11 protein-coding genes, 2 tRNA genes, 1 rRNA gene and 1 pseudogene are annotated in these 11,441 nt (G+C 49.9%); 9 read left to right on the top strand and 6 right to left on the bottom strand.

Going from position 1 to position 11,441, the window contains the following annotated elements; translation table 11 throughout:
- Positions 1 to 9 precede the first annotated feature (9 nt).
- From rrf to dkgB, 3 genes are all read left to right on the top strand, one after another.
- Positions 10 to 125: ribosomal RNA gene (gene rrf, locus BZK41_RS26525) — 5S ribosomal RNA — on the top strand.
- Between the two features lie 192 nt (positions 126 to 317).
- A tRNA-Asp gene (locus tag BZK41_RS26530) sits at positions 318 to 394 on the top strand.
- Positions 395 to 558: 164 nt separating this feature from the next.
- The gene (gene dkgB / locus BZK41_RS26535) at positions 559 to 1,362 is read left to right on the top strand and encodes a 2,5-didehydrogluconate reductase DkgB (RefSeq protein ID WP_079940154.1); all 804 of its coding nucleotides are present in this window, start codon (positions 559 to 561) and stop codon (positions 1,360 to 1,362) included.
- Between the two features lie 21 nt (positions 1,363 to 1,383).
- Here dkgB and yafC read toward each other — a convergent pair whose 3' ends face one another.
- A complete protein-coding gene (yafC, locus tag BZK41_RS26540) occupies positions 1,384 to 2,298 on the bottom strand; it encodes a DNA-binding transcriptional regulator YafC (RefSeq protein ID WP_079940155.1) in 915 nt (304 codons plus the stop codon).
- Positions 2,299 to 2,402: 104 nt separating this feature from the next.
- Here yafC and BZK41_RS26545 point away from each other — a divergent pair, with 104 nt between their 5' ends.
- From BZK41_RS26545 to BZK41_RS26555, 3 genes are all read left to right on the top strand, one after another.
- A complete protein-coding gene (locus tag BZK41_RS26545; RefSeq protein WP_079940163.1) occupies positions 2,403 to 3,578 on the top strand; it encodes an MFS transporter in 1,176 nt (391 codons plus the stop codon).
- A gap of 131 nt (positions 3,579 to 3,709) precedes the next feature.
- Positions 3,710 to 4,507, top strand: coding sequence for an endonuclease/exonuclease/phosphatase family protein (locus BZK41_RS26550; protein WP_079940156.1), 798 nt, complete (start codon positions 3,710 to 3,712; stop codon positions 4,505 to 4,507).
- A 79-nt stretch (positions 4,508 to 4,586) separates the two neighbouring features.
- Entirely contained in the window at positions 4,587 to 5,357 is a 771-nt protein-coding gene (locus BZK41_RS26555) for a class I SAM-dependent methyltransferase (RefSeq protein ID WP_079940157.1), read from the top strand.
- Between the two features lie 49 nt (positions 5,358 to 5,406).
- Here the strand turns inward: BZK41_RS26555 and mltD are convergent, their stop codons facing one another.
- A complete protein-coding gene (gene mltD / locus BZK41_RS26560) occupies positions 5,407 to 6,765 on the bottom strand; it encodes a murein transglycosylase D (RefSeq protein WP_079940158.1) in 1,359 nt (452 codons plus the stop codon).
- Positions 6,766 to 6,836: 71 nt separating this feature from the next.
- Positions 6,837 to 7,592, bottom strand: coding sequence for a hydroxyacylglutathione hydrolase (gloB, locus tag BZK41_RS26565; RefSeq protein ID WP_079940159.1), 756 nt, complete (start codon positions 7,590 to 7,592; stop codon positions 6,837 to 6,839).
- 33 nt (positions 7,593 to 7,625) lie between these two features.
- Between gloB and BZK41_RS26570 the strand changes: the two genes are divergently transcribed.
- The gene (locus BZK41_RS26570) at positions 7,626 to 8,348 is read left to right on the top strand and encodes a class I SAM-dependent methyltransferase (protein ID WP_079940160.1); all 723 of its coding nucleotides are present in this window, start codon (positions 7,626 to 7,628) and stop codon (positions 8,346 to 8,348) included.
- Here BZK41_RS26570 and rnhA read toward each other — a convergent pair.
- Positions 8,345 to 8,923 (bottom strand): annotated as a pseudogene (rnhA, locus tag BZK41_RS26575) (ribonuclease HI). The gene BZK41_RS26570 and the pseudogene rnhA overlap by 4 nt on opposite strands.
- On the opposite strand from rnhA, the gene dnaQ reads away from it, so the two are divergent.
- Complete coding sequence (dnaQ, locus tag BZK41_RS26580; RefSeq protein ID WP_095533177.1) at positions 8,877 to 9,605, top strand: DNA polymerase III subunit epsilon; 729 nt, start codon at positions 8,877 to 8,879, stop codon at positions 9,603 to 9,605. The pseudogene rnhA and the gene dnaQ overlap by 47 nt on opposite strands.
- 133 nt (positions 9,606 to 9,738) lie before the next feature.
- Positions 9,739 to 9,815: transfer RNA gene (locus BZK41_RS26585), tRNA-Asp, on the top strand.
- A gap of 155 nt (positions 9,816 to 9,970) precedes the next feature.
- On the opposite strand, the gene BZK41_RS26590 is transcribed toward BZK41_RS26585, so the two are convergent.
- Together BZK41_RS26590 and BZK41_RS26595 are read right to left on the bottom strand one after the other, a co-directional pair.
- On the bottom strand, positions 9,971 to 10,489 hold the full coding sequence (locus BZK41_RS26590) for a hypothetical protein (protein ID WP_079940161.1): 519 nt from the start codon (positions 10,487 to 10,489) through the stop codon (positions 9,971 to 9,973).
- Between the two features lies 1 nt (position 10,490).
- Positions 10,491 to 11,174, bottom strand: a complete 684-nt coding sequence (locus BZK41_RS26595; protein ID WP_253193793.1) for a winged helix-turn-helix domain-containing protein — start codon at positions 11,172 to 11,174, stop codon at positions 10,491 to 10,493.
- Positions 11,175 to 11,441: the final 267 nt, after the last annotated feature.

Here is an 11,441-nt window from a genome sequence, read left to right on the forward strand (position 1 = left end):
CAGAATTTGCCTGGCGGCTGTAGCGCGGTGGTCCCACCTGACCCCATGCCGAACTCAGAAGTGAAACGCCGTAGCGCCGATGGTAGTGTGGGGTCTCCCCATGCGAGAGTAGGGAACTGCCAGGCATCAAATTAGAAGTATGGCACTGACTTTCGAGGCAGGTCACTACTCGATAGAGAGTAGGACAAAAGCGAAAGCTTTTGAACGTTGCGCAGCAACGGCCCGAAGGGTGAATCACGAAGTGATTCATAAACTGCCAGGCATCAAATTGCAGTAAACCGGGATGAAGAATCCGGGTAGTGACAAAGAAATTCGGTGGAGCGGTAGTTCAGTTGGTTAGAATACCTGCCTGTCACGCAGGGGGTCGCGGGTTCGAGTCCCGTCCGTTCCGCCACTTATTAAGAGCCCTGAGCTAACGCTCAGGGCTTTTTCTTTGTTTCCGATTTAATTATTGCTGAATCCGCAAAAATCCTCTGCATTTTTCACTCTTTTTCTATAAAGAGCTGAAGCTCATAATCCTCTCAGTTAACGAACATAGTGATTAAAAAGAGGAATTCTATGACTATCCCTGCATTCGGTTTAGGTACTTTCCGCCTGAAAGACGACGTGGTTATCGCTTCTGTTAAAACGGCGCTTGAGCTAGGCTACCGTGCTGTCGACACTGCGCAAATCTATGATAATGAAGCGGCTGTTGGTCAGGCGATTGCCGAAAGCGGCGTACCGCGTAACGAGCTGTATATCACCACCAAGATTTGGATTGAAAATCTTAGCAAAGAAAAACTGATCCCAAGTCTGAAAGAAAGCCTGAAGAAGCTGCGTACAGATTATGTCGATCTGACGCTGATCCACTGGCCATCTCCAGGTGATGCAGTATCTGTTGAGGAATTTATGCAGGCACTGCTTGAAGCTAAAAAGCAGGGATTGACTCGCGAAATTGGTATCTCAAACTTCACCATTCCGCTGATGGAAAAAGCCATTGCCGCAGTAGGTGCAGAGAATATTGCGACCAACCAGATTGAGCTTTCTCCGTATCTGCAGAGCCGTAAGGTGGTTGACTGGGCGAAAGCACACGGTATTCACATCACTTCTTACATGACGCTGGCTTATGGTAAAGCACTGAAAGATGAAGTGATTGCGCACATTGCCGCTAAACATAATGCGACCCCGGCGCAGGTTATTCTGGCATGGGCAATGGGGGAAGGTTACTCCGTAATTCCTTCTTCTACCAAACGTGAAAACCTGGCAAGCAACCTGCTGGCGCTGGAACTGCAACTGGATGCCGAAGATAAAAAAGCGATCGCGGCACTGGACTGCAACGATCGTCTGGTCAGTCCGGAAGGTCTGGCCCCTGATTGGGATTAATTGCCTGACCCTCTGTACCCTTTAACCCTCTTTCACAGCTCCTTCGGGAGCTGTTCTTATATATTCACTTAAAAAGTCGATAAATGCCCTGATGCGCGTACTGACGGCACGATCGCTGTAATAAACTGCGCTAAAAGGCATCTCTACCGGTAGACGTTTATCTGCCAATAACTCCACCAATTCACCCCGCGCGATCTCTTTATCTATCATATAATCTGAAAGACATGCGATGCCGTTGCCATTCAGGCAAAGCTGTTTTAGCGTTTCCCCACTGTTGGAAGAAATTGCACACTCGACCTCATGCAGCTGCCCGTCGCTACAGGCAATCGGCCAGGTATTGAGTGAAACCGGTTCGGAAAACCCCAGACACAGATGCTGTTTTAGCTCCTCGACGGTCTCTGGTCTACCAAAACGGGCAATATAGTCCGGTGAGGCAATAATCTTACGGTAGCTGGTGAATAATGGACGCGCACGTAGACTCGAGTCAGTCAGCGTACCCGCTCGTATAGCAACATCCACTTTTCGTTCAATAAGATTGATGAACGTTTCCGAGGAGACGAGAGACAACGTCATCTCGGGATACCGCTCCCGGAACGGCTTGATTAGCGGCATCAGGAAATGCAACATCACCGGTGTTGCTGCGTCGATGCGCAGCAGGCCGCGCGGAGTATTACGCGACTCCATGATTTCCGTTTCTGCTGCAGCCATCTCTTGCAGTATCTGCTGCACCCGCCTGAAGTAGCGCTCTCCTTCCTCTGTGAGGCTTAGCTGTCGGGTCGTTCGATTAAGCAAACTGACGCCCAGCTTCATCTCCAGCTTTTTTACTGCCCGGCTGACCGCGGAATTGGCTTGTCCAAGCTGTTCTGCCGCCCGGCTAAAGCTGCCGCTTTCCACTACCGCTACAAAAATCGCAAGTTCTTCAGAGGTTGCTTTCATTTTTGCACCTGACGCAAAATTATATTGAGATTTTGAATATTTTTGTCATTAAAACATCCAGGCATACTGCGTGTCATCTGATTACTGATGTTACGGAGTTATTTATGCCTCTCGCTTTATTTGCACTAACAATAAGTGCCTTCGCTATAGGCACTACTGAGTTTGTGATTGTTGGTCTGGTGCCGACCATCGCTCAACAGCTGGCGATCTCGTTACCTTCTGCCGGGATGCTGGTTTCAATCTATGCGCTGGGTGTGGCGGTTGGCGCACCGGTACTGACCGCTCTGACCGGACGCCTGCCACGTAAACAGTTACTGGTTGCGCTGATGGTTCTGTTTACGGCGGGGAATTTGCTGGCATGGCAGGCACCCGGGTATATGACACTCATTGTCGCTCGTCTGCTGACTGGGCTGGCACATGGCGTATTCTTCTCGATTGGTTCTACCATCGCGACAAATCTGGTGCCAAAAGAGAAAGCGGCTTCCGCTATCGCCATTATGTTCGGTGGCTTAACGGTGGCGCTGGTCACCGGCGTGCCGCTGGGCACATTTATCGGTCAGCACTTTGGCTGGCGTGAGACTTTCCTCGCGGTATCAATGTTAGGCGTGATTGCACTGATCAGTAGCCAGTTACTGATCCCTGCCAACATTCCCGGTCGTGCAGCTGCCAGCATTCGCGACCAGGTGAAGGTGCTGACTCATCCTCGTCTGTTGCTGATTTACGCCGTTACGGCACTGGGCTACGGCGGTGTATTCACGGCATTCACCTTCCTTGCACCGATGATGCAGGATCTGGCGGGATTCTCCCCGGCAGCAGTAAGCTGGATCTTACTGGGGTACGGTGTTTCAGTGGCTATCGGTAATATCTGGGGGGGTAAGCTGGCGGATAAACATGGTGCGGTTCCTGCGCTGAAATTTATTTTCGCCGCGTTGTTTGTTCTGCTGATGGTCTTCCAGCTAACGGCATCCACGCAGTACGCCGCGCTGGCTACCATTCTGGTGATGGGGATCTTTGCCTTTGGTAACGTACCGGGGTTGCAGGTCTACGTGGTACAGAAAGCAGAACAATTTACGCCTAATGCTGTTGATGTGGCGTCAGGGTTGAACATCGCAGCGTTTAATATTGGGATTGCGCTGGGGTCAGTGATTGGCGGGCAAACGGTCGAGCATTATGGTTTAGCGCAGACGCCGTGGATTGGCGCCCTCATTGTTCTGGTGGCTTTCCTGCTGATGGGTGTCAGTGGTCGTCTTGATAAACCCGTGCGTGTTGCTCTGGGGTAAATCATTGATGTAAGCGCCCACTTACAAAACAAACTGCAATTGTTCGTTGAAAGTGAGTGCTAAAATCCCTATAACAGAAGAACCAGTCCGGCTGCGGACTGGTTGACGTTACAGAGGTTTGAAAGTCTAAAGTGCGAAAAAACACCTATGCCATGCGTTATGTTGCCGGACAACCCGCCGAGCGGATTTTACCGCCGGGGTCGTTTGCGCATATTGGCCAGGCATTACCCGCAGGCGTTCCGTTAAGCAGTGAAGACCGCATTCGCGTGCTGGTATGGAATATTTTTAAACAGCAGCGCGCAGAATGGCAGTCAGTGCTGAAGAATTTTGGCAAAGATGCGCATCTGGTGTTATTACAGGAAGCGCAAACCACGCCAGAACTGGTGCAGTTTGCGACCGCTAACTACCTTGCAGCCGATCAGGTTCCTGCCTTTGTGCTGCCTCAACATCCCTCTGGCGTCATGACGCTCTCTGCTGCTCATCCTGTTTACTGCTGTCCATTGCGCGAGCGTGAGCCTATTTTACGGTTGGCGAAATCGGCTCTGGTAACGGTGTATCCGCTGCCTGACTCTCGATTATTAATGGTGGTGAATATCCACGCGGTTAACTTTAGCCTCGGCGTCGATGTTTATAGTAAGCAGTTACTTCCCATTGGCGATCAGATTGCTCATCACAGCGGTCCGGTTATTATGGCTGGCGATTTCAATGCCTGGAGCCGTCGACGGATGAATGCGCTGTACCGCTTTGCGCGTGAAATGTCGCTGCGCCAGGTACGTTTTACTGACGATCAGCGCCGACGCGCGTTTGGTCGCCCTCTCGACTTTGTGTTCTATCGTGGTCTGAACGTGAGTGAAGCCTCTGTGCTGGTCACCCGTGCATCCGATCACAACCCGCTACTCGTTGAATTCAGTCCCGGCAAACCTGAATAATAACGGTGTGTCAGGTCTGCCGTAGGGCAGGCCTGTGATGGTTGCCCTTCATATTTCACAACAACCGAAGGACAACATAATGACAACACGCTCTCACCATGACAACGTCGAAAAACAGTTTGGCTCTCAGGCTAATGCCTATTTAACCAGTACGGTGCACGCCTCTGGCCGTGACTTGCAACGTCTGGGGGAAAGGTTGTCGGCATTTTCGCAGGCCCACGTGTTAGATATGGGATGCGGAGCGGGGCACGCCAGCTTTGTAGCTGCGCAACATGTAAAGCAGGTTGTGGCTTATGATTTATCGTCGCAGATGCTTGAGGTGGTCGCAGAGGCGGCAAAAGACAGAGGCCTGGAGAATGTCGCCACGCGACAGGGCTATGCCGAAAGCCTGCCATTTGAAGATAACGAATTTGATGTGGTGATTAGCCGCTATTCTGCGCATCACTGGCATGATGTCGGGTGCGCGCTGCGGGAAGTGAACCGCGTTCTGAAGCCCGGCGGTGTATTGATTGTGATGGATGTGATGTCGCCTGGCCACCCAGTACGTGATATCTGGTTGCAAACCGTGGAGGCGTTACGCGACACCTCACATGTACGCAATTATTCCAGCGGAGAGTGGCTGTCGTTAATCAATGACGCCAATCTGATTGCTGATACCTTGTTAACCGATCGTCTGCCACTGGAGTTCAGTTCGTGGGTGGCGCGGATGCGCACGCCTGCAGAGTTGATCGACGCTATTCGTGCATACCAACAAAGTGCTTCTGCACAAGTGAAAGACTACTTTGCGTTACAGGAAGATGGCTCGTTTACCAGCGACACGATAATGGTTGAGGCACATAAAGCGGGATAAATAAAAAAGGCACTGGGGGGAAACCAGTGCCTTCATTTCTACGATGCTATCAGGAGTCCGGCATGCCGTTGTTTTTTACAAACAACGTTAGCTGATCGCCTGGCTGTAGATTGTTCGTATCGCTGTTCCAGCGCATCACATCCTTGATGTTAACCCCGTGGCGTTTGGCAATGCTCGACAGCGAGTCGCCTTTACGTACACGATAAGTGATGCTATCGCTGTTGTTCGCCAGACGCTGTGCGCTGGTACCTGCGCCCACGGTCAGATTCTGACCCACTTTCAGCGACGACCCGCGCAGATTATTCCACTGCTTAAGGTCATTGATGCTCACGCCAAGACGTGAAGCGACGCCAGAAAGCGTATCGCCAGAGCGAACTTTGTAGCTACGGCTGTTCAGCGGCGTGTTATCCGCGACCAGCGTTGACTGCACGGCTGCAATTTCGCCTGAAGCCAGAGACTCACGCAGCTTCTCTGCGTGCTTCTTTGGCACCATTACATATTGCGGGCCGCTGGCACCCAACGTGGAGCCTTTCACGCCTGCATTGAAGGTCTTCAGCTTGCTGACGGAAATACCCGCCATATCGGCAACCTGAGCCATCTCAACCGGGCTACTCAGGCGAACACGTGCCAACGCGCGGCTTTCGTCTGTTGTTGGCAGACGCACGCCATAGCGTTTGCTGTTTTTGAGTATATCGCTCAATGCCAGCATTTTGGGCACGTATAGCTTCGTTTCCTGAGGCAATGGCAAAGACCAGAAGTCAGTGGGTTTACCACGAGCTTTGTTCGTTTTGATTGCCTTCATGACACGACCTTCACCGCTATTATAAGCAGCAACGGTCAGCAGCCAGTCGCCATCAAACATCTTGTTCAGACGCTGCATCATGTCCAGCGCGGCGGTGGTGGAAGCCACAACGTCGCGACGTGCATCATAACTGCGGGTCTGTTTTAAACCATAATTGCGCCCCGTGCTCGGAATGATCTGCCAAATACCTGCGGCATTGGCGCCAGACGTTGCGTGAGGATCAAAAGCGCTCTCCACTATGGGTAGTAGTACCAGTTCCATAGGCATGTTACGTTTCTTAACCTGCCCGGCTATCCAGTACATATACGGCTCTGCCCGTAAAGTTACATCGTGGAGATAGCTCTTATTGCGTAAATACTTCTGTTTCTGTTCGCGAATCCGGTTGTTTTCCGGAATTCCCATCTTTAGCTCGTCACCAATGAAAGCCCACAAGTCTTGATCAGCAGCGATAGATGTTCCGTCGTCCATCCATCGCGCCTGACTTGTAAACTTTCCTGCTTCCCCTTGACCAGCTGCAGAAAGGCTCTGTGCGTGTTGTTGGACGTTACCAGTATTCTGGCACCCAACAAGCAGGACAGAGGCGAGTAATATCGCTTTTGCCTTCATGTGTGTGTCAATAGTTGCTTAAAAGACGACCGATCATAACGGCGAAGTTTTCAAAAGGCAACCCGGAATTGTCAGAACGTATCTTTCTTTGACCTTAACCAGGCAAAACGCTCTTCAGGTTGTTGCAATATTGTTTCTTTGTTGATTTCATTAATTAAATCAACATCTTCCGTTCTCAAAAAAAGATTATTTCGTCGCTCATTTTTCAGAATTACGGGTAGTGTCATTTGTTTTTTTACGCGTAACTCATTAACTTTACGATAATATTCATTTATGAACGAATCGTGCGGGAGAATGCTTAAGGCAAACTTCATGTTTGCTAATGTGTACTCATGTGCGCAACAAATTAATGTATCGTCAGGAAGGGCGTTGATTTTTTTAAGTGATTGATACATTTGGGTTGCTGTACCTTCGAAAAGTCGACCGCAGCCGCCAGAAAAGAGCGTGTCACCACAGAATAAGTAAGGGTGGCTAAAGTAACAGATATGTCCTAAAGTGTGACCCGGAGTAGCAATTACCCTAAATTCATGCCCCAAAACGAGTGCAATATCGCCATCTTCGACTACGTGTGTCGTTCCCTTATCTTGCGTTTCAGCCGGTCCGTATACCACTATTTGTGGGAAATGTTGCAGAAGCTCTTTCACACCGCCCACGTGATCCTGATGATGATGGGTTAGCAGAATGGCTTCCGGCACCCAGTTATGCTCTGCAATGGCTTTCAGAACAGGAGCCGCTTCACCCGGGTCCACAATCAGACAATGTTTGTCATTATTCGACAGGACCCAGATGTAATTGTCCTGAAATGCAGGAATACTGTTAAGATTCATATATTACCTCTTAATGCGTAACGGAAGGTTGTGATGAAACCGGCAAGGATCCCTCAAACTGTCGTAGCGCCCGTTAGCTGGGATGATTTGCCCTGGGGCGAACACTATCGTGAGGCGCTGGAGCATCAGCTTAACCCGTGGTTCGCAAAAATGTACGGTTTTCATCTGCTTAAGATTGGTAATTTAAGCGCAGAAATCGATTCTGAAGCGTGCGCGGTTTCTCATCAGGTAAATGTTTCTTTGCAGGGTTCTCCCATGCAGGTGACGGCCGATCCTTTGCATCTTCCCTTTGCCGATAAGTCCGTGGATGTTTGTTTATTGGCCCATACGTTACCGTGGTGCTCTGATCCGCATCGCCTACTGCGTGAAGCCGATCGCGTGTTGATTGATGACGGCTGGTTGATTCTGAGCGGCTTTAACCCGGTAAGCCTGATGGGATTGCGTAAACTGGTGCCCGTATTGCGTAAAACATCGCCCTATAACAGTCGGATGTTTACCCTCATGCGTCAACTGGACTGGCTATCATTACTGAATTTTGAAGTGCTGCACTATAGTCGTTTTCATGTTCTGCCCTGGAACAAGAAGGGCGGGAAAATGTTAAGCGCCCATATCCCCGCGCTGGGCTGTTTACAGCTGGTGGTTGCGCGCAAGCGAACCATTCCGCTTACGCTCAACCCGATGAAACAAAATAAAAGCAAAACACCTATCCGTCATGCCGTTGGCGCGACCCGGCAATACCGTAAACCGGACGCTTAAGCCTCAGTCTGATACCCAATATCATCCTGAGTCGGGCTCATGGCCGCGGTGCGCGCAAGCTCATCGCAGCGTTCGTTTTCCGGATGGCCCGCATGGCCTTTAACCCATTCCCATTTGATTTGATGCGGCCCCAGCGCGGCATCGAGACGTTTCCACAGATCGACGTTCTTCACCGGTTTTTTATCTGCTGTTTTCCAGCCGCGCTTTTTCCAGTTGTGGATCCACTGCGTTATGCCCTGGCGCACATACTGGCTGTCCGTGCTGAGTATCACTTCACACTGTTCTTTCAGGGCTTCCAGCGCAACGATTGCGGCCATTAGCTCCATGCGATTATTAGTTGTAAGGTTGTAGCCTTCGCTAAAGGTTTTTTCGCGCCCGCGATAGCGTAAAATTGCCCCGTAACCACCTGGCCCAGGATTACCCAGGCAAGAACCATCGGTGAAAATTTCTACCTGTTTAAGCATCTCTGGTAGACTTCCTGTTTTAACAAATCGAAATCAAACGATAAGTCTGACATAAATGACCGTTATGAGCACTGGAATTACACGACAGATCGTCCTCGATACCGAAACCACCGGTATGAACCAGATTGGCGCCCACTATGAAGGCCACAAGATCATTGAGATCGGTGCGGTTGAAGTGGTGAACCGCCGCCTGACCGGCAATAACTTCCACGTTTACCTGAAGCCGGATCGGCTGGTGGACCCGGAAGCGTTCGGCGTACACGGAATCGCAGACGAATTCCTGCTCGATAAACCTACGTTTGCCGATGTAGCCGACGAGTTTCTCGACTACATCCGCGGCGCGGAGCTGGTTATTCATAACGCATCGTTCGATATCGGCTTTATGGATTACGAATTCGCGAAGCTCAAGCGTGATATTCCGAAGACGAATGAATTTTGCAAAATAACCGATAGCCTGGCGCTGGCGAGGAAAATGTTTCCTGGCAAGCGAAACAGCCTTGATGCGTTATGCTCGCGCTATGAGATAGACAACAGTAAACGAACCCTGCACGGCGCATTGCTCGATGCCCAGATTCTGGCCGACGTTTATCTGATGATGACCGGCGGGCAGACCACGATGGCGTTCTCAATGGAAGGCGACAGCCAGCAGCAGAATGACACGGGGATCCAGCGTATTGTGCGACAGTCCAGCAAACTACGCGTTGTTTTCGCCACTGATGAAGAGTTAGCTGCCCATGAGTCACGCCTTGACCTGGTGCAGAAGAAAGGCGGAAGTTGCCTCTGGCGGGCATAGTTTGTACGTTTACCGTATGAAAATGGCCATTCGGGCGATTTTTGCAGCAAACGATTAAAAACGTGAGAAAAAGCGTTGACGAGGCGCGAGGCAATCCGTAATATTCGCTTCGTTCCCAAGCGGAACACAACGCGGAGTGGTAGTTCAGTTGGTTAGAATACCTGCCTGTCACGCAGGGGGTCGCGGGTTCGAGTCCCGTCCATTCCGCCACTATTCAGAAAGCCTGAATCAGAAATGATTCAGGCTTTCGTCGTTTTAGCCCACCAAAATAATAATCTCATTATCACGCTTTATCGACCGCGCCCGAGCTTTCGGGTGGGCAACACATCAGGTCATCCTTAACCCGACGCATATCCAGAAGGCGATTAACTCGCGAAGTGATTCATCACGCAGGCGTAGCGGGGGGAAAAGTTATCGCCAATAAGTACCGTTTCCTCATTCAGGTGCTTTAGCATATACAGTTTGTCGGCACGTTCGTAAGCGTCGAAGAAGAGATAGTCGACAGCGTCCGTTGCATCATCATCGGGGGATTTTTCTCGCCCATCGGGAGTGAGCATAAAAACGCCTGCGGTATGGCCGAGTGGACGGATATAGCGAAAGAACAGTTTTCGGTTAACAGCGAAATCGCCGTCGTCACTTTTGAGTTTCCCCTGGACTGACAATGTAAGGTGTCCGGAGTTGTAGCTGGTTATCAGCATTATTCCGTGGAGTTCCTTTTTTGTATTCTGGATGTCGAGTATCGACGTGAATTCCGAGGAGCAGGAAAAACTGATTTCTTGTTTTTTCTCATTCCCGGCGATAATAAAAAAAGCGATAGCCGCCAGCCCAAAAATGGCAATCACGACTGACCATAGTAAAGGAGAGTGATCGCTTTCCTGATTCATATCATTCCTCATGATGGCGATACTGGCTGATGCAATGGTAATAGCCGAGGTTTAGCCCGCATTCAGCGGCAAACGACCACTCAACCAGATTATGGTTGCTCGCCCAGGTATTGAGATACAGATCTTTTGGATACGAACAGTTGGGGTTAATACCCACGGACTTGAAAATATCCAGCGCTTTTTTTTCGGTTATGGTGTCGGTGAGGGAGTTTCCTAATATATGCACACGGCATTGCTCGTAGTCGATAGTCCGCAGGATCGCCGCGTCCGTCATGGCGATTTCATTGGGTATCCATGTTAGCCACGCTGTCGCCAGCACGGCGATGCCGGTAATTAACGTTGTTATCGTGACAGGCCACAGGTTTCGTTTCTTTTTCCTGGGCGTCATTACAACATTGGCAATTCTGGTGGGTGCTTGCGATTCCTCCAGTTGCTGAATATTGATACTGGCGTCGCCCATCCGAAATCCTATTCGCGGAATGGTGACGATCAGTTCTGCAGGATGGCCCGTAGACGTTATTGCTTTGCGCAGAAATGAAATGTGCTGATTGAGATTAGCATCCGTCGCTCTGGCGCCATTATGCTGGAAAACATTCCGCAGAATTTCATCGCGCGAGGATATCTCTTTACCATTTTGCAACAGATAGAGCAGTAATTGTGTTGCCACATTATTCAATGTGGCCATTTCACCAGACGCCAGGTCTTTTAGGGTATTTTTATGTGGTCTGAAAACTAAGCCATCACCAATAATTACGGATTTAATTTTGTTTATTGGTATATGAGAAATCACTGATGTCTCCTTTAAAGCAGGATATCTCGCATTCGAGTGGGGGAAGCAATAGCATAACATAATTCATTTATAAAAAATGATTGTGCTATAGATCGCTTTATTAATATTTATATAACAAACTCTTAATATATCTAATAGAATCCTCCAATCTCCTTCGTCTCT

It is taken from the genome of Citrobacter sp. A316 (assembly GCF_002042945.1).
Taxonomy (GTDB): Bacteria; Pseudomonadota; Gammaproteobacteria; order Enterobacterales; family Enterobacteriaceae; genus Citrobacter; species Citrobacter portucalensis.